Genomic DNA, 15,935 nt, shown 5'->3' with positions numbered 1-15,935 from the left:
TTTAGCTAAAGCCCTGATCGGTGCCCGCCGCGTGATGCAATTCACGTCGGGCTTAATCGGGAATGGGAACGGGTTCGCCCGAAACCCCAGCCGCCCCCGCGACTGTATGCGGAGAGCGGGCCTTGACCATGCCACTGGGCGACAACGCCCGGGAAGGCAAAGGCCCCGCCCTGACCCGCAAGCCAGGAGACCGGCCGTCAGACCATACCAATCGCCGTCGGGTGTGACGGCCACAGGAGATGAAGATGCATATCGAACCCGGAATCGTCGCGGGCGCCAAGATCGCGCTCAGCTATGCCACCGCCGCCGGGGCGGGGCTTTACACGCTGAAACAGACATGGGGCGCGCTGCGCGAAACCGGTCTTGCCTCGCTGGTCGGGCGCAGCACGCTTTGCGCGGCGCTGGTCTTTGGCTTTTTCGAGGTACTGCCGCATTACCCGGTCGGCGTGTCCGAGGTGCATTTCATCCTTGGCTCGACGCTGTTTCTGATCTTTGGCGCGGCGCCGGCGGCGATCGGGCTGGCGCTGGGGCTGTTGATCCAGGGGCTGCTTTTCGCCCCCTTCGACCTGCCGCAATACGGCATGAACGTGACCACGCTTCTGGTGCCGCTTTTTGCGTTGCAGGCGCTGGCCGCGCGGATCATCGCGCCCGGCACCGCCTATGTCGACCTGCGCTATGCACAGGCGCTGGCGCTGTCGACGGTCTATCAGGGCGGCGTGGTGGCATGGGTCGCGTTCTGGGCGATCTGGGGTCAGGGGCTGGCCGGGATCGGCGGCATCGCCACCTTTGGCGCGGCCTATATGCTGGTCGTGCTGATCGAGCCTCTGGTCGACCTGGCGGTGCTGGCCGGCGCGAAATCGCTGCGCGGCCTGCGCGACAGCGGGCTGGTGACGCCGCGCCTTTACGCCTGAGGGGCTTTGCGCGGGCATGACCGCCCGCGCGCCTTGCATCCCGATGATTGAACTGACCCTGATCGGCATTGGCACCGGCGGCGCGACCCAGCTGACGCTGGATGCCGCCAAGGCCATTGCCTCGGCAGACCTGATCCTGATCCCGCACAAGGGGGCGGAAAAGGATGATCTGGCCGGGTTGCGGCGCAGCATCTGCGACACCCATGCCGGCGCGGGGACCGCCATCGCGACCTTTGACCTGCCGCGCCGGGACAGCGCCGATCCCGATTACCGGCACGGCGTCGACCGCTGGCACGACGCCATCGCCCGCGTCTGGCAGGACACGATCCGCGCCCATCTGCCGGGCCTGTCCGGGCGGGTGGCGCTTTTGATCTGGGGCGATCCCTCGCTTTACGACAGCAGCCTGCGCATCGCCGACCGGCTGACCCTGCCGCTGACGCGGCGGGTCATTCCGGGCATCACCGCCATTCAGGCGCTTTGCGCGGCCCATGCGATCACGCTGAACACGGTCGGCGCGCCGGTCGTGATCACCACGGGGCGGCAATTGCGCGATCATGGCTGGCCGCCGGGCGCCGACCGGATCGTGGTGATGCTGGATGGCGATTGCGCCTTTGACGGGCTGGACCCGCAAGGGGTGACCATCTGGTGGGGGGCCTATCTCGGCATGCCGGAACAGATCCTGATCCACGGCCCGCTGGCCGAGGCGGGCCCGGAAATCCGGCAGGTCCGCGCCCGGGCCCGCGCCGCGCATGGCTGGATCATGGATATTTATCTTATGGATCGCGGCGGGGCATTGCCGGGCTGATCCGCCAGCCCTTCACCCCGCCCGCCCGAATGCAGAACCGCCGTCCATGCCCGCGTGGAGGGAGGATTCGCGGCATGAACGGCGGCGGCTGCCATATATGCCCCGTGCGGCCGGGGAACGGACCTGCGCCCGTCACCCTCAGGTTGCGCCGCATCGCAGCATCGCGCAAGAAAAACCTGTCACGTCCCCGGATGCGGGTGCGCTTTGCGCAAAATTTCACCATTCCGGCCACGGGAACCGGCACAAAGCGGCCATCCGATGCCCGCCGCCGCACCGAATTTCACAAAAATGACATTTCATATCCGTTGGCAGAACGCCTTCGGCTGTGCCACCTTGGCCGGGACGCCTCCGTGACTGAAGCCAAATGCCACAGAAAGGATGACGACATGCGATATATTGTGACCGCCATGCTGAGCGCCGCCGCGATGGCCGCGATCCCGCTGACCGCGATCGCCCAGGACGAAGACCCCATTCATCAGGCGATCGAGGCTCGCAAGGGCTTCTATCAGATGCTGGCGATCAACATGGGCCAGCTGGCCGGCATGGCCAAGGGCGACATCGCCTATGACGAGGCCGCCGCCAGCCGCGCCGCCGCCAATATCGAGGCCCTGACCCAATACGACCTGCCCAGCCTGTTCATCGAGGGCAGCGGCCGTGGCCAGACCAGCGAGGAAACCGCCGCCAAGCCCGATATCTGGACCAATATGGACGATTTCCGCGCCAAGTTCGCGGGCCTTGCCGAGGCCGCCACCGGCGCCTCGGAGGCGGTCAAGGGCGGGGCCGACAAGGCCGGCGCCGTGGTCGGCAAGATCGGCGCCGCCTGCAAGGCCTGCCACGACAGCTATCGCGAAAAAAGCTGATGGCCGGCGGGTCGCGCAAGATCCGGCTGTGGGACCCGCTTTTGCGCGGGTTCCACTGGTCGCTGGCATTTTTCGTGACGCTCAGCTGGTGTCTGGGACAATTCGGCCCGGCCAAGATGACCCTGCATTTCTGGAGCGGTTATGCCATCGCCGGGCTTTTGATCTTTCGCCTGATCTGGGGCTTTGTCGGCCCGGCGCCGGCGCGGTTCGCGCATTTCCTGCGCGGGCCGGGCGCGATCCGCGACTATGCCGGGCATATGCTCATGCGCCGGCCCAGCCATTGGCCCGGCCATAACCCGCTGGGCGCGCTGTCGGTGATCGCCATGCTGGCGGCGCTGGCGACACAGGTCACCACCGGGCTGATTTCGGATCCCGACGATTACATCAATGTCGGCCCGCTGGCCAAACATGTCAGCGCGGCGACCCGCAGCGCGGCGGTGGGCTGGCACGAGCTGGGCGCCAACCTGATCCTGATCCTTGTGCTGATGCATCTGGGGGTGATCCTGTTTTACCGCCATTGGAAGCACGAGGATCTGATCACCCCGATGCTGACCGGGATCAAGGAAATCCCCGAGGACGCCGCCGCGGCCTTCGGCGCGCAATCGCGCACACCGGATGGTGAACGGCCCGGCCCGTGACGGGGCGTTGATCGAATCACCCCGTCATGTCAGCGTTACCTTACGGTCGCCGAAGGAACGGGGCGCCTTTTGGGGTGCCTGTGTTCACGCAATCTTCGTCACCGCCCCGACGTGTAACTTTCACGAAAGGAGCATGCCGACATGACCAAGATCTTCGCTGCGCTTGCCGCATTGACCCTGTCGCTGACCGCGCTGCCGGCATTTGCCGACTGCGTGGGCAAGAACAAGCCACATGACACCACGGCTTCGACGGGCACCGAAACACCGGTGATCAAGGCGCCCAAGGGCAGCGTCTGACCGAACGGCAAAGGGCGGCACCGTGGTGCCGCCCTTGTGCATTTCAGGCCCCGGTATCGGTCGGGTCAGTTGAATTTATTGTCGCGGGGAAAGCCGCGCGGCGCCATGTAGCCCGCGCCCGCCCGCTTGCCCAGCCACGCGGCCAGATCGGGTTCGTGCCGGGTGCGACCGCCGCTTTCCTGCCAGCGCAGCCCTTCGGCAAGGGTGATGCAGACCGCATCCGACAGCCCGCCATCCTTGAACTTTTGCAGGCGCACGCCCTTGCCCCGGCCCATTTCGGGCAGCTCGGCCAGCGGGAATACCAGCATCTTGCGGTTCTCGCCCACGGTGACGACGTGATCGCCGCTGACCGCGCGGCAAAGCAGCGCATCGCCGTTCAGCACCTGCTTGCCGGACCGGGTCTGGGCCAGAATATCGGCCGCACCCACGACAAAGCCATCCCCGGCCTTGGACGCGACCAGATACCGCCCGCCATCCCGCCACGGGAACATGTCGATCACCGCCGCATCATTGGGCAGGTCGATCATCAGCCGCAGCGGTTCGCCCATGCCGCGCCCGCCGGGCAGGTTATTGGCCGGCAGCGTATAGAACCGGCCATTGGCCCCGAATATCATCAGCTTGTCGGTGGTTTCCGCATGCAGCGCCATGAACGGGCCGTCGCCATCCTTGAACTTGACCTCGGCGTCCAGCGGCTGATGCCCCTTCATCGCGCGGATCCAGCCCATCTGGGACAGGATGACGGTGACCGGCTCGCGCTCGATCATCGCGTCCATGTCGATCTCGGCCACGGCGCCCGCCTCGCCGATTTCGGTGCGGCGCAGGCCGCCGGGGGCGGATTTGCCGAACTTGCCGCGCGTTTCGCGCAGCTCTTCGGCGATGCGCGACCACTGGCTGCCCTCATCGGCGAGCATGGCCTGCAAGGCGGCGCGCTCGGCGGTCAGGGTCTCGTGCTCGGCGCGCAGTTCCATTTCCTCAAGCCGGCGCAGCGCGCGCAGGCGCATGTTCAGGATCGCCTCGACCTGCACCTCGGACAGCTTGAATTCGGCCATCATCACCGATTTCGGATCGTCCTCGTAGCGGATGATCTCGATCACGCGGTCCAGGTTCAGAAAGGCGATCATATAGCCTTCGAGCACCTCGAGCCGGGCGGCGATCTTGTCCAGCCGATAGTTCGAGCGCCGCACCAGCACCTCGCGCCGGTGGTCCAGAAACGCGCGCAGCACCTCTTTCAGGGAACAGACCTTGGGCACGCGGCCGTCGATCAGCACGTTCATGTTCAGCCCGAAGCGGATCTCGAGGTCGGACATCCGAAACAGCGCGGCCATCATCTGATCGGCATCGACGGTGCGGGCGCGGGGTTCCAGCACGATGCGGATATCCTCGGCGGATTCGTCGCGCACATCGGCCAGGATCGGGATCTTCTTGGTCTGGATCAGCTCGGCCAGACGCTCGATCAGCTTGGATTTCTGCACCTGATAGGGGATTTCGGTGACCACGACCTGCCAGTTGCCGCGGCCCAGATCCTCGCGCGTCCAGCGCGCCCGCAGGCGCAGGCTGCCGCGCCCGGTGCGGTAAGCCTCGGCGATGGTGGCGCGATCCTCGACCAAGACGCCGCCGGTCGGGAAGTCCGGGCCGGGGATGATGGAAACCAGCGTCTCGTCCCGCGCATCGGGCGACTTGATCAGATGCAGGCAGGCGTCGATGACCTCGTGCAGGTTATGGGGCGGCACGTTCGTGGCCATGCCGACCGCGATGCCGCTTGCGCCGTTGCACAAAAGGTTCGGGAAGGCGGCGGGCAGCACGATGGGTTCTTCCAGCGTGCCGTCATAATTCGGGCGGAAATCGACCGCATCCTCGCCCAGCCCCTCCATCAGGGCCTCGGCGGCGGCCGTCAGGCGGGCCTCGGTATAGCGGCTGGCGGCGGGGTTGTCGCCGTCGATATTGCCGAAATTCCCCTGACCGTCGACCAGCGGATAGCGCATGGCAAAGGGCTGTGCGAGCCGCGCCATCGCGTCATAGATCGCGGCGTCCCCATGCGGGTGATAGTTGCCCATCACATCGCCGGTGATCTTGGCCGATTTGCGGAACGCGCCGGTGGGCGACAGCCGCAATTCGCGCATCGCGTAAAGGATGCGGCGATGCACCGGCTTCAGCCCGTCGCGGGCATCGGGCAGCGCGCGATGCATGATCGTCGACAGCGCATAGGTCAGGTAACGCTCGCCAATGGCGCGCGACAGGGGTTCGGAACTGGTCTGATCCGCGTTCGGATCGGGAATGTTCGGATCGTCTGACATGGATGCGTGATAGGCCCGCGCGTGGGCCGGGTCCAGCCGGAAATGCGCCGCTTGCGCGCCCGCCCGCCATGTCGCAAAACCCGCGCCAAAGGGGGGGCGCATGAAAACCGTTCTGATCACAGGCTGTTCGTCGGGCATCGGGCTGGATGCGGCCCGTCACATGCGCGGCCGCGGCTGGCGCGTCATCGCCACCTGCCGCCGCCCCGAGGATATCGAGGCCCGCCGCGCCGAAGGTTTCGACACGCTGCACCTGGAACTGGGCGACGAGGCCAGCGTGGCCGCCTGCGCGCAGGCGGCGCTGGCCATGGGGCCGGTCGACGCGCTGGTCAATAACGGCGCCTTCGCCATTCCCGGCGCGGTCGAGGATCTGCCGCGCGGCGCCCTGCGCTCGATCTTCGAGGCGAACCTTTTCGGCACCCATGACCTGACCCGGCATTTCCTGCCGCATTTTCGCGAAAACGGCGGCCGCGTCGTCAATATCAGCTCGGTCCTGGGGCTGGCGGGGATCCCGTGGCGCGGCGCCTATGTGGCGACCAAATTCGCGCTTGAGGGGCTGACCGACGTCTTGCGCGTCGAAATGGCCGACACCCCGGTCAAGGTGATCCTGATCGAGCCGGGCCCGATCGGCACCCGCATCCGTCTGAACTCGATCCCGCATTTCGAGACATGGATCGACTGGCAGGCCAGCCCCCGCGCCGATCAGTACCGCCAGACCCTGCTCAGGCGCCTTTATGAGCCATCGGCGAAAAAGGACCGCTTCGAGCTGCCGCCCCGCGCGGTCAGCGAAAAGATCGCCCATGCGCTGGAAAGCCGGACCCCCCGCCCGCGCTATTATGTCACAACGCCGACATATATCGCCGGGATCGGGCGCCGGCTTCTGCCCACGCGCGCACTGGACTGGTTCGCGCGCCGCAGCTAGGCTCTGCGCCGAAAGAAAGGCACCCCCATGCATGACAAACCCCTGCTGATCCTGCTTGCCGTCTGCTGCCTTGCGGTGGTGGTCATTCTGGCCATCGGCATCGGCGGCTTTGCGCGGGGCGGCGAATTCAACCGCAAGCACGGCAACCGCATGATGCGCTGGCGCCTGATCGCGCAGGCCGTCGCCATCGCGGTGTTTCTGCTTTACCTTTGGGCAAGGGGCAGCTGATGGTCGTTCTGAACAGGATTTACACCCGCACCGGCGACAAGGGTGAAACGGCGCTTTCGGACGGCACGCGCGTGCCCAAGCATTCCCTGCGGGTCGAAGCCTATGGCACCGTGGACGAGTTGAACGCCACGCTGGGTCTGGCGCGGCTTCATGCCACGGGCGAGATGGCGGCGCGGATCGCGGTGATCCAGAACGATCTTTTCGACCTTGGCGCGGATCTGTCGCGCCCGCATATGGACCGCGATGGCGACGCCCCCTATCCGGTGCTGCGCATCATCCAGCCGCAGGTGGACCGGCTCGAGGCCGAAATCGACGCGATGAACGCCGCGCTGGAACCGCTGCGCAGCTTCATCCTGCCCGGCGGCAGCGCGCTTTCCGCGCATCTGCACCTGTCGCGCACGGTGGCGCGCCGGGCCGAACGCGCCGCCACCGCCCTTGCCGCCCATGCCGATGCCAATCCGGCGGCGATCAAATATCTGAACCGGCTGTCGGACTGGCTCTTCGTGGCCGGGCGCGTGGCCAATGATGACGGCGCGCTGGACATCCTCTGGGTGCCGGGGGCAAGTCGTTAGCGTCAACATTGCAGGATCGTTGCGTAACGACGCCCCGCAGTCATTTTTTCCCTGTCAATGAAGCCCATGGCCCGCTAACAAACCCTCCGAACAGGTGACGCAACCAAAGGGGAGAGGCCATGAAGGTTCTCGTGCCAGTGAAGCGCGTGATCGACTATAACGTTAAGGCCCGTGTCAAAGCGGACGGGCCCGGCGTCGATCTTGCGAATGTGAAGATGTCGATGAACCCGTTCGACGAAATTGCGGTCGAAGAGGCGATCCGCCTGAAAGAGGCGGGCAAGGCCGATGAGGTCATCGCCGTCTCGATCGGCGTCAAGCAGGCGGCGGAAACACTGCGCACGGCGCTGGCCATGGGGGCGGATCGCGCCATTCTGGTCGTTGCCGCCGATGACGTGCAGCAGGACATCGAACCCTTGGCCGTGGCCAAGATCCTGGCCGCCGTCGCCAAGGCCGAAGGCACCGAACTGGTGATCGCCGGCAAACAGGCGATCGACAACGACATGAACGCCACCGGCCAGATGCTGGCCGCGCTTCTGGGCTGGGGTCAGGCGACCTTTGCCAGCAAGCTGGAAATCGACGGCGGCGCCGCCAAGGTCACGCGCGAGGTGGACGGCGGCCTTCAGACGATCAGCGTCAAGCTGCCGGCGGTCGTCACCGCCGACCTGCGCCTGAACGAGCCGCGCTATGCCTCGCTGCCCAATATCATGAAGGCCAAGAAAAAGCCGCTGGATGAAAAGACGCCCGCCGATTACGGCGTCGATCCCAGCCCGCGCCTCGAAATCGTCTCGACCCGCGAACCCGAAGGCCGCAAGGCCGGGATCAAGGTCGGCTCGGTCGACGAACTGGTCGGCAAACTCAAAGAAGCGGGGGTGATCTGATGGCTGTTCTTCTGCTGGGTGAAGTCACGGGTGGCGAGTTGAACCGCGATGCCACGGCCAAGGCCGTGAACGCGGTCAAGGCGCTTGGCGATGTGACGGTACTCTGCGCCGGTGCCTCGGCCAGGGATGCGGCGGCCGAAGCCGCGAAAATCGCGGGCGTGGCCCGGGTTCTGGTGGCGGAAAACCCGCTTTACGGTCACCGTCTGGCCGAACCCACGGCGGCGCTGATGGTGTCGCTCGCGGGTGATTACAGCCATATCGCGGCGCCGGCGACCACGGATGCGAAAAACGTCATGCCACGCGTGGCGGCGCTTCTGGACGCGATGGTGATTTCGGATGTTTCGGCGGTGATCGATGCCGACACCTTCGAGCGCCCGATCTATGCCGGCAACGCCATCCAGACGGTGAAATCGAAAGACGCGAAAAAGGTCTTCACCATCCGCACGGCCAGCTTCGATGCGGCCGGCGAAGGTGGCGCGGCCAATCTCGCCGATGCGGCCCCCGCCGCCGATCCCGCGCTGTCCGCATGGGTCGCCGATGAGGTCGCCGAAAGCGACCGCCCGGAATTGACCTCGGCCAAACGCGTGGTCTCGGGCGGGCGCGGCGTCGGCTCGAAAGACAGCTTCGAGATCATCGAGAAACTCGCCGACAAGCTGGGCGCCGCGGTCGGCGCATCCCGCGCGGCCGTCGATTCGGGCTATGCGCCGAACGACTGGCAGGTCGGCCAGACCGGCAAGGTCGTGGCGCCGGAACTCTATGTCGCCGTCGGCATCTCGGGCGCGATCCAGCACCTTGCGGGGATGAAGGATTCGAAGGTCATCGTCGCCATCAACAAGGACGAAGAGGCCCCGATCTTCCAGATCGCCGATTACGGCCTCGTGGGCGATCTCTTCACCGTGCTGCCGGAACTGACCGAAAAGCTCTAGACATCTTTCATGTCCAAATATCCCGGGGAGTCGCCGTCAGGCGACGGGGCAGAGCCCCATCCGGGAAAACCACCGAACTGCCCGGCCCTGCCGGGCAGTTTCCGTTTCGGCCACCCGCGAACCGGGATCGCGGCCCCGTCCATGCCCCCATGCGACGCTGCGACAGGCACAAGTTTCACGTTGAAACGCCCCCGCCCCTGCCCCTATCGTCGCCGCATTCACGCCCGGACGGGCAAGCAGAGGCGGAACAGATGACAATTCAATTGGTGGGCGTGATCGGCGCCGGACAGATGGGCAACGGAATCGCGCATGTCTTTGCACTGGCGGGCTATGACGTTCTGATGACCGACATCTCGCGCGATGCGCTGGACAAGGCAGTCGCGCTCATCGACCACAATCTGGAACGTCAGGTCGGCAAAGAGCGCATCACCGCGGCCGAAAAGGCAGCCGCCATGGCCCGCATCAAGACCACGCTGCAACTTTCCGATCTGGGCAAGACCGATCTGGTGATCGAGGCCGCGACCGAGCGCGAGACCGTCAAACAGGCCATCTTCGAGGATCTGCTGCCGCATCTGAAACCGGAAACGATCCTGACCTCGAACACATCGTCGATCTCGATCACGCGGCTGGCCAGCCGCACCGACCGGCCGGAAAAATTCATGGGCTTTCACTTCATGAATCCGGTGCCGGTGATGCAGCTGGTCGAACTGATCCGCGGCATCGCCACCGATCAGCCGACCTATGACGCGCTGGTCGAAGTGGTCGAAAAGATCGGCAAGACCGCCGCCAGTGCCGAGGACTATCCGGCCTTTATCGTCAACCGCATCCTGATCCCGATGATCAACGAGGCGGTCTATACGCTTTACGAGGGGGTCGGTTCGGTGAAATCCATCGACCAGTCGATGAAGCTGGGCGCCAACTGGCCGATGGGCCCGCTGGAGCTGGGCGACTTCATCGGGCTGGATACCTGTCTGGCGATCATGAACGTGCTTTATGACGGGCTGGCCGACAGCAAATACCGGCCCTGTCCGCTTTTGGTGAAATATGTCGAGGCCGGCTGGCTGGGGCGCAAGACCGGACGCGGCTTCTACGACTATTCCGGCGAGGTTCCGGTTCCGACCCGGTAACACGGATCCGGCGTCACCATCCGGGGGCTGTCTGCCCCCGGACCCCCGAGGATATTTTTACATGAAAGAGATCAGGTCTTTTTGCCGATCCGGGGTTCGGTTCCGGTCCTGATACGGGCGATATTGGCCCGGTGGCGGATGAAGATCAGCACCGCCATGAAGGCCACCACCAGCGCGAGACGCGGGCCGTCGAGCCAAAGCGCCACCAGCGGCGACAAAGCGGCGGCCACCAGCGCCGAAAGCGACGAAATGCGCGTCAGCAATGCCGTCACCAGCCAGATCGCGCAGGCCCCAAGGCCCAGTCGCCAGTCCAGCGCCAGCAGCGTGCCCAGAAATGTCGCGACCCCCTTGCCGCCCTTGAAGTTCAGCCAGACCGGATAAAGATGGCCAAGGAAGGCCGCCGCACCCGCGATCAGCGCCGCTCCGTCGCCAGCGAGCGCGCGCGCCAGCAGGACCGCGATGGCACCCTTGCCGGAATCCAGCAGAAGCGTCGCCAGCGCGGCAGGTTTGTTGCCTGTCCGCAGCACATTGGTCGCGCCGATATTGCCCGATCCGATCTGGCGCAGATCGCCCAGACCCAGCATCCTTGTGATCACGATGCCAAAGGGGACCGAGCCCAGCAGATAGCCGATCACGGCCCAAAGGATCAGGCTGGTCATGGCTCACCTCCATAGACGCGTTGGCCGGCGACCCAGGTGCCCAGCACCCGCCCCTCCATCCGGGCGCCGTCAAAGGGGGTGTTCTTGGATTTCGAGCGCAGCGTGAAGCGGTCGAGGACAAAGGGCGCATCGGGATCGAACAGCACCAGATCGGCGGGGGTGCCGGCGCCGAGCCGGCCGGCATCCAGCCCAAGCCGCTTCGCCGGGTTCAACGACATCGCGCGCCAAAGCTGCGGCAGGCTCAGCCCGCCCTGCTGATAAAGCCGCATCGCCGCCGGCAGCAGGGTTTGCAGCCCGACCGCGCCCGGCGCCGCCTCGGCAAAGGGCAGGCGCTTCGATTCCTCGTCCTGCGGGGTGTGAAAGCTTGCGATAATGTCGATCACGCCCCCGGCCACGGCCTCGATCATGGCAAGCCGGTCGTCCTCGGATCGCAGGGGCGGGGTAAAGCGGAAAAACGTCCGGTAGCCGCCGACATCATATTCGTTCAGCGTCAGATGGTGGATCGAGATCCCGGCGGTCACATCCAGCCCCGCCGCGCGCGCGCGGCCAAGCGCCGGCAGGCTGGCGGCCACCGTGATCTGGTCGGCGTGATAGCGCGCGCCGGTCATCGCCACCAGCGCAAGGTCGCGGTCCAGCCCCATCACCTCGGCCATGGGCGAAACGGCGGGCAGCCCGTAAAGCGAGGCGAACTTGCCGCTGGTCGCGGCCGTGCCCTTTGACAGAACCGGTTCCTGCGGATGGCCGACGATCAGCGCGCCAAGGCCGCGCGCATAGGTCATGCAGCGCGACATCAGCCGGGCATCGGCGACCACGCGCACACCATCGGTAAAGGCCACCGCGCCGGCATCCTGCAAAAACGACATCTCGACCATTTCACGTCCGGCGCGGGCGCGGGTCAGGGCGGCCATGTGGCGGATATTGACCGGCGCATCGGCGGCGCGTCGGGTGGCGAATTCCAGCGATTCCGGGGTGTCGATGGGCGGCTGCGTGTCGGGGCGCGCAACGATCGTCGTCACCCCCCCGGCGGCGGCGGCAAGGCCGGCGCTGCGAAAGCTTTCCTTGTGGCGTTCGCCCGGCTCGCCGATCTTGACACCCCAGTCGATCAGCCCGGGGGCAAGGCATTTGCCGCCGCAATCGATCAGTTCGGCGCCCTCGGGGGCCTCGGCGCCCACAGCCTCGATGCGTCCGTCGCGGATGGTCAGGCTGCCCGGTTCGTCGGTCAGCGCTTCGGGGTCGATCAGGCGGGCGTTCTGGAAATGCGTGATCATGCCATCATCTCCGAGGCTTTGGCGCCGCGTTCGGCGCGCAGATTGCGCGCCAGAAGATCCATCGCGGCCATGCGCACGGCGACACCCATTTCGACCTGATCCTGAATGACGGACCGGTTGATGTCGTCGGCGATGGTGCCGTCGATTTCGACGCCGCGATTCATCGGACCGGGATGCATGACGATGGCATCGGGCGCGGCCAGGGCCAGCTTTTCGGCATCCAGCCCCCAGCGGTGGTAATATTCCCGCTCGGACGGGATGAACCCGCCATCCATACGTTCCTTTTGCAGGCGCAGCATCATCACCACATCGGCCCCTTTGAGGCCTTCGTGCATGTCCTCATAGACCTCGCAGCCCCAGTCGCGCGCACCGGCGGGCATCAGGGTCGCCGGCCCGACAAGGCGCAGCCGGTTTTCCATCTTGCCCAGCAGAAACAGGTTCGAGCGCGCGACCCGGCTATGGGCGATATCGCCGCAGATCGCCACGGTCAGGCGGTGCAGACGCCCCTTGGCGCGGCGGATGGTCAGCCCGTCCAGCAGGGCCTGCGTCGGATGTTCGTGGCGGCCGTCGCCGGCATTGATGACGGCGCAATTCACCTTTTGCGCCAAAAGATCGACCGCCCCGGATTCGGGATGGCGCACCACCAGCAGGTCGGGATGCATGGCGTTCAGCGTCAGCGCGGTGTCGATTAGGGTTTCGCCCTTTTTCACGCTGCTGGTCTGCATCGACATGTTCATCACATCCGCGCCCAGCCGCTTGCCGGCCAGTTCGAAACTGGACTGGGTGCGGGTCGAATTTTCGAAGAACATGTTGATCTGGGTCATGCCCTCCAAGGCGTCGGAATGCTTGACCGTACGCCGGTTCAGGTCGACATAGGTTTCGGCCAGATCAAGAAGCGTGGTGATTTCAACGGGATGAAGCGGCTCGATCCCCAAAAGATGGCGGGCACGGAACATGAATTTGGGTCCCCCGGTTCGGTTGTGTCCTCTATCGCAAATGCGCGGCGGGGCGGCAAGCAGCGACCGCGCGGGGGCTTGCCAAGGCATGGAAATTGCCGCATCGCGAAAGGATGCAGGATATGAAGGGCATGGTCAGTTTCGTTTCATCGGGTCCCGGCGATCCCGAGCTTTTGACCATGCGCGCCATCCGGCGGCTGCAGGCGGCGGATGTGGTGCTTTATGACGATCTGGCCTCGGGGCCGGTGCTGGAACAGGCCGGGCCGCAGGCCGAGCTGATCGCGGTCGGAAAGCGCGCCGGCCGCCCCTCGGCCAAGCAGGAAAGCGTCAATGCACTATTGGTCGAACATGCGCGGGCGGGCCGCCATGTGGTGCGGCTGAAATCCGGCGATTCGGGCCTGTTCGGGCGGCTGGAGGAGGAACTGACCGCGCTGCGCGAGGCCGGGATCGGCTATGAGATCGTGCCCGGCGTGCCCTCGGCCATGGCGGCGGCGGCGGTGGCGGGGCTGCCGCTGACCCGGCGGCTGACGGCGCGACGGCTGCAATTCGTCACCGGCGCCGATGTGACCGGGGGCCTTCCCGCCGATCAGAACTGGGCGGCGCTGGCCGACGATCACGCCACGACCGTGGTCTTTATGGGGCAGCGGACATTCCCGGCCATGGCCGCGTCGCTGATCGAACATGGCCTGCCGCCGGACACCCCCGCCCTTTTGGCCGAGGCCGTCGGCCACCCGCATCAGCGTCTGATCCGCACGACCGTCGCCGAACTGGCCAAGCTGCTGGCGGCCGAGGGGCCAAGCCCGCATCCGGCGCTGATCCTCTATGGGCCATTGGCGCAAACGGATGCCGCCACGCAATAGGGGCGCGATGGCGGGCGCATCGTGTTGCACCCGCCGCCGCCGCGACTATTCTGGTCCTCGGCCAAGGGGGAATGATGCTGGGCTTTGTCACCGTCAACGATATCGCGGGCGCCGCCGACCGGCTTTTGGCCGGCACGGCCGACACGCTTGCCGCACAAGGGCTGAAACTGGCCGGCGCGGTGCAGGACAATCTGGATCGCGGTCCCGGCCATGATTGCGACATGGATCTTCGGATTCTGGGCGATTCGGGGCCGGCGATCCGCATCTCGCAATCGCTGGGACCGCATGCGACCGCCTGCCGGCTGGACAGCGGCGCGCTGCAACAGGCCGTCGCCCGGGCCGAGGCGGTGCTGGCGCGGGGCGCCGATCTGGTCATCGTGAACAAGTTCGGCAAACAGGAATCCTATGGCCGCGGCTTTCGCGATTTCATCGCCGAGGCTCTGGCCCGCGATATCCCGGTGCTCTTGTCGGTGCCCGTGGACCAATTGCCCGGCTTTCACGAATTCGCCGGCGATCTGGCCGAGGCCCTGCGCCCGGAAACCGTGCTTGACTGGTGCCGCGCAAAGACCCGGCGCGCGGCATGACGGGGCGGATCGACGCGCGCGGACTGCTTTGCCCGCTGCCGGTCCTGCGCCTGCGCAAGTCGCTTTTGGCGCTGCCGCCGGGGGCCTGTGTCACGCTGATCGCGACGGATCGCGCGGCGATGATCGACGTGCCGCATTTCTGCGCCGAAGCCGGGCATGTTCTGATCGCGACCCGCGAAGCCGCCCCGGGCGAGGTCGAATACACCGTCCAGCGCGGCCCCGATGCTTGAGATATTCCTAAAGACGCTGCCGTTCTTTTTGCTGATCGGCACCGGCTGGCTGGCGGGCAAGACCGGGTTTTTCCCCGCACAGGCCACCGCCTGGCTGACGAAATTCGTGTTCTATTTCGCGCTTTCGGCGATGCTGTTTCGTTTCGCCGCCACGCTGGACATCGACGAATTGTTCGATCCGGGTTTCGTGCTGGCCTATCTGACCGGCTCGCTGGCGCTTTGGGCGCTGGCATTCGCGGTGGCGAAATGGCGGCGCCTGCCGCTGGATCAGGCCGCGATGGAGGCCCATGTCGCGATGACCGGCAATACCGGCTTTCTGGGCGTGCCGATGCTGGTGGTGCTGTTGGGGCCGGCGGCGATCGGGCCGGTGCTGATGGTGCTGACCATCGATCTTGTGGTATTTTCGACGCTGGTCACGCTGTTGATCACCGTGGCGCGACAGGGGCGGATCACGCTGTCCACGCTCATTCCGCTGGCGCGTGGCATTGTCGCCAATCCGATGATCGTGTCGATGGTGGCGGGGCTGATCTGGGCCAAGCTGCATATCCCCATGCCCGCGCCCTTGGGTGAATTTCTGGCGCTTCTGGGCGCGGCCGCCACACCCGGCGCGCTGTTCGCCATCGGCGCAAGCCTTGCCGAACGCTCGGCCGAGCGGCTGGGCCCGGCGATCTGGCTCAGCACCGCCAAGCTGGTGCTGCATCCGCTGCTGGTGGCGGCGACCGCGCTGTTGATCTTTGGGCTCGAACCCTATGCGGCGGGGGTGATGATCGCGGCGGCCAGCCTGCCGGTCGCCGGCAATGTCTATATCCTTGCCCAGCATTTCGGGGTCGCGGCGCATCGCGTTTCGGCCGCGATTCTGATTTCGACGGCGGCCAGCATCGCCACCGTCCCCGCCGTCATTCACTGGATCACGAAAGGCTGAC

The 15,935-nt window shown here is 65.9% G+C and carries 19 protein-coding genes and 1 riboswitch; of the genes, 15 read left to right on the top strand and 4 right to left on the bottom strand.

The annotated features are described in order from the left end of the window. Positions 1 to 213, top strand: a riboswitch (cobalamin riboswitch). A gap of 32 nt (positions 214 to 245) precedes the next feature. From ACFOMH_RS07410 to ACFOMH_RS07390, 5 genes are all read left to right on the top strand, one after another. Beyond that, positions 246 to 911, top strand: coding sequence for an energy-coupling factor ABC transporter permease (locus ACFOMH_RS07410; RefSeq protein WP_377743610.1), 666 nt, complete (start codon positions 246 to 248; stop codon positions 909 to 911). 43 nt (positions 912 to 954) lie between these two features. Beyond that, on the top strand, positions 955 to 1,716 hold the full coding sequence (gene cobF, locus ACFOMH_RS07405; RefSeq protein WP_377743608.1) for a precorrin-6A synthase (deacetylating): 762 nt from the start codon (positions 955 to 957) through the stop codon (positions 1,714 to 1,716). A 386-nt stretch (positions 1,717 to 2,102) separates the two neighbouring features. Then, on the top strand, positions 2,103 to 2,576 hold the full coding sequence (locus ACFOMH_RS07400) for a c-type cytochrome (RefSeq protein ID WP_374427117.1): 474 nt from the start codon (positions 2,103 to 2,105) through the stop codon (positions 2,574 to 2,576). After that, positions 2,576 to 3,214 (top strand): cytochrome b/b6 domain-containing protein, encoded by a 639-nt coding sequence (locus ACFOMH_RS07395; RefSeq protein ID WP_377743605.1) that lies wholly within the window; start codon positions 2,576 to 2,578, stop codon positions 3,212 to 3,214. The genes ACFOMH_RS07400 and ACFOMH_RS07395 overlap by 1 nt, the downstream gene beginning before the upstream one ends. 141 nt (positions 3,215 to 3,355) lie before the next feature. Beyond that, complete coding sequence (locus ACFOMH_RS07390) at positions 3,356 to 3,511, top strand: hypothetical protein (protein ID WP_377743603.1); 156 nt, start codon at positions 3,356 to 3,358, stop codon at positions 3,509 to 3,511. A 65-nt stretch (positions 3,512 to 3,576) separates the two neighbouring features. Here ACFOMH_RS07390 and parC read toward each other — a convergent pair whose 3' ends face one another. Further along, on the bottom strand, positions 3,577 to 5,805 hold the full coding sequence (gene parC, locus ACFOMH_RS07385) for a DNA topoisomerase IV subunit A (RefSeq protein ID WP_377743909.1): 2,229 nt from the start codon (positions 5,803 to 5,805) through the stop codon (positions 3,577 to 3,579). Positions 5,806 to 5,905: 100 nt separating this feature from the next. On the opposite strand from parC, the gene ACFOMH_RS07380 reads away from it, so the two are divergent. The 6 genes from ACFOMH_RS07380 to ACFOMH_RS07355 all read left to right on the top strand — a co-directional run bounded on the left by ACFOMH_RS07380 (position 5,906) and on the right by ACFOMH_RS07355 (position 10,455). Continuing rightward, on the top strand, positions 5,906 to 6,724 hold the full coding sequence (locus tag ACFOMH_RS07380) for an SDR family NAD(P)-dependent oxidoreductase (protein ID WP_377743602.1): 819 nt from the start codon (positions 5,906 to 5,908) through the stop codon (positions 6,722 to 6,724). A 27-nt stretch (positions 6,725 to 6,751) separates the two neighbouring features. Then, a complete protein-coding gene (locus tag ACFOMH_RS07375) occupies positions 6,752 to 6,952 on the top strand; it encodes a twin transmembrane helix small protein (protein ID WP_377743600.1) in 201 nt (66 codons plus the stop codon). Next, positions 6,952 to 7,524: a cob(I)yrinic acid a,c-diamide adenosyltransferase gene (locus ACFOMH_RS07370; protein ID WP_377743599.1), complete on the top strand. Its 573-nt coding sequence runs from the start codon at positions 6,952 to 6,954 to the stop codon at positions 7,522 to 7,524. Before ACFOMH_RS07375 ends, ACFOMH_RS07370 begins: the two co-directional genes overlap by 1 nt. A gap of 119 nt (positions 7,525 to 7,643) precedes the next feature. Beyond that, positions 7,644 to 8,402, top strand: coding sequence for an electron transfer flavoprotein subunit beta/FixA family protein (locus ACFOMH_RS07365; RefSeq protein WP_377743597.1), 759 nt, complete (start codon positions 7,644 to 7,646; stop codon positions 8,400 to 8,402). Then, positions 8,402 to 9,328, top strand: a complete 927-nt coding sequence (locus ACFOMH_RS07360) for an electron transfer flavoprotein subunit alpha/FixB family protein (protein ID WP_377743596.1) — start codon at positions 8,402 to 8,404, stop codon at positions 9,326 to 9,328. Before ACFOMH_RS07365 ends, ACFOMH_RS07360 begins: the two co-directional genes overlap by 1 nt. A 251-nt stretch (positions 9,329 to 9,579) precedes the next feature. After that, positions 9,580 to 10,455: a 3-hydroxybutyryl-CoA dehydrogenase gene (locus ACFOMH_RS07355; protein ID WP_374427094.1), complete on the top strand. Its 876-nt coding sequence runs from the start codon at positions 9,580 to 9,582 to the stop codon at positions 10,453 to 10,455. A gap of 71 nt (positions 10,456 to 10,526) precedes the next feature. On the opposite strand, the gene plsY is transcribed toward ACFOMH_RS07355, so the two are convergent. The 3 genes from plsY to ACFOMH_RS07340 are packed head-to-tail and all read right to left on the bottom strand — an operon-like array spanning position 10,527 to position 13,338. Beyond that, positions 10,527 to 11,114, bottom strand: a complete 588-nt coding sequence (gene plsY, locus ACFOMH_RS07350; RefSeq protein ID WP_377743595.1) for a glycerol-3-phosphate 1-O-acyltransferase PlsY — start codon at positions 11,112 to 11,114, stop codon at positions 10,527 to 10,529. Next, positions 11,111 to 12,382, bottom strand: coding sequence for a dihydroorotase (gene pyrC / locus ACFOMH_RS07345; protein WP_377743594.1), 1,272 nt, complete (start codon positions 12,380 to 12,382; stop codon positions 11,111 to 11,113). The genes plsY and pyrC overlap by 4 nt, the downstream gene beginning before the upstream one ends. Further along, positions 12,379 to 13,338, bottom strand: a complete 960-nt coding sequence (locus tag ACFOMH_RS07340; protein WP_374427744.1) for an aspartate carbamoyltransferase catalytic subunit — start codon at positions 13,336 to 13,338, stop codon at positions 12,379 to 12,381. The genes pyrC and ACFOMH_RS07340 overlap by 4 nt, the downstream gene beginning before the upstream one ends. A gap of 122 nt (positions 13,339 to 13,460) precedes the next feature. On the opposite strand from ACFOMH_RS07340, the gene cobA reads away from it, so the two are divergent. The 4 genes from cobA to ACFOMH_RS07320 all read left to right on the top strand — a co-directional run bounded on the left by cobA (position 13,461) and on the right by ACFOMH_RS07320 (position 15,934). After that, the gene (gene cobA / locus ACFOMH_RS07335) at positions 13,461 to 14,198 is read left to right on the top strand and encodes a uroporphyrinogen-III C-methyltransferase (RefSeq protein WP_374427820.1); all 738 of its coding nucleotides are present in this window, start codon (positions 13,461 to 13,463) and stop codon (positions 14,196 to 14,198) included. Between the two features lie 71 nt (positions 14,199 to 14,269). Further along, positions 14,270 to 14,782, top strand: coding sequence for a DUF2478 domain-containing protein (locus ACFOMH_RS07330; protein ID WP_377743593.1), 513 nt, complete (start codon positions 14,270 to 14,272; stop codon positions 14,780 to 14,782). Further along, positions 14,779 to 15,012: a sulfurtransferase TusA family protein gene (locus tag ACFOMH_RS07325; RefSeq protein WP_374427749.1), complete on the top strand. Its 234-nt coding sequence runs from the start codon at positions 14,779 to 14,781 to the stop codon at positions 15,010 to 15,012. The genes ACFOMH_RS07330 and ACFOMH_RS07325 overlap by 4 nt, the downstream gene beginning before the upstream one ends. After that, a complete protein-coding gene (locus tag ACFOMH_RS07320; protein ID WP_377743591.1) occupies positions 15,005 to 15,934 on the top strand; it encodes an AEC family transporter in 930 nt (309 codons plus the stop codon). The genes ACFOMH_RS07325 and ACFOMH_RS07320 overlap by 8 nt, the downstream gene beginning before the upstream one ends. The last annotated feature ends 1 nt before the right edge of the window (position 15,935 follow it).

Source organism: Paracoccus mangrovi, from assembly GCF_042648425.1.
Lineage (GTDB): Bacteria > Pseudomonadota > Alphaproteobacteria > Rhodobacterales > Rhodobacteraceae > Paracoccus > Paracoccus mangrovi.
Note: the sequence above shows the minus strand (reverse complement) of the source record. Positions and strands in the feature narration are given on the sequence as shown.

Bases quoted from the DNA above. Each gene is read 5' to 3' on its own strand.
- ACFOMH_RS07410 (WP_377743610.1), top strand. From the start codon at position 246: ATGCATATCGAACCCGGAATCGTCGCGGGCGCCAAGATCGCGCTCAGC.
- cobF (WP_377743608.1), top strand. From the start codon at position 955: ATGATTGAACTGACCCTGATCGGCATTGGCACCGGCGGCGCGACCCAG.
- ACFOMH_RS07400 (WP_374427117.1), top strand. From the start codon at position 2,103: ATGCGATATATTGTGACCGCCATGCTGAGCGCCGCCGCGATGGCCGCG.
- ACFOMH_RS07395 (WP_377743605.1), top strand. From the start codon at position 2,576: ATGGCCGGCGGGTCGCGCAAGATCCGGCTGTGGGACCCGCTTTTGCGC.
- ACFOMH_RS07390 (WP_377743603.1), top strand. From the start codon at position 3,356: ATGACCAAGATCTTCGCTGCGCTTGCCGCATTGACCCTGTCGCTGACC.
- parC (WP_377743909.1), bottom strand. From the start codon at position 5,805: ATGTCAGACGATCCGAACATTCCCGATCCGAACGCGGATCAGACCAGT.
- ACFOMH_RS07380 (WP_377743602.1), top strand. From the start codon at position 5,906: ATGAAAACCGTTCTGATCACAGGCTGTTCGTCGGGCATCGGGCTGGAT.
- ACFOMH_RS07375 (WP_377743600.1), top strand. From the start codon at position 6,752: ATGCATGACAAACCCCTGCTGATCCTGCTTGCCGTCTGCTGCCTTGCG.
- ACFOMH_RS07370 (WP_377743599.1), top strand. From the start codon at position 6,952: ATGGTCGTTCTGAACAGGATTTACACCCGCACCGGCGACAAGGGTGAA.
- ACFOMH_RS07365 (WP_377743597.1), top strand. From the start codon at position 7,644: ATGAAGGTTCTCGTGCCAGTGAAGCGCGTGATCGACTATAACGTTAAG.
- ACFOMH_RS07360 (WP_377743596.1), top strand. From the start codon at position 8,402: ATGGCTGTTCTTCTGCTGGGTGAAGTCACGGGTGGCGAGTTGAACCGC.
- ACFOMH_RS07355 (WP_374427094.1), top strand. From the start codon at position 9,580: ATGACAATTCAATTGGTGGGCGTGATCGGCGCCGGACAGATGGGCAAC.
- plsY (WP_377743595.1), bottom strand. From the start codon at position 11,114: ATGACCAGCCTGATCCTTTGGGCCGTGATCGGCTATCTGCTGGGCTCG.
- pyrC (WP_377743594.1), bottom strand. From the start codon at position 12,382: ATGATCACGCATTTCCAGAACGCCCGCCTGATCGACCCCGAAGCGCTG.
- ACFOMH_RS07340 (WP_374427744.1), bottom strand. From the start codon at position 13,338: ATGTTCCGTGCCCGCCATCTTTTGGGGATCGAGCCGCTTCATCCCGTT.
- cobA (WP_374427820.1), top strand. From the start codon at position 13,461: ATGAAGGGCATGGTCAGTTTCGTTTCATCGGGTCCCGGCGATCCCGAG.
- ACFOMH_RS07330 (WP_377743593.1), top strand. From the start codon at position 14,270: ATGATGCTGGGCTTTGTCACCGTCAACGATATCGCGGGCGCCGCCGAC.
- ACFOMH_RS07325 (WP_374427749.1), top strand. From the start codon at position 14,779: ATGACGGGGCGGATCGACGCGCGCGGACTGCTTTGCCCGCTGCCGGTC.
- ACFOMH_RS07320 (WP_377743591.1), top strand. From the start codon at position 15,005: ATGCTTGAGATATTCCTAAAGACGCTGCCGTTCTTTTTGCTGATCGGC.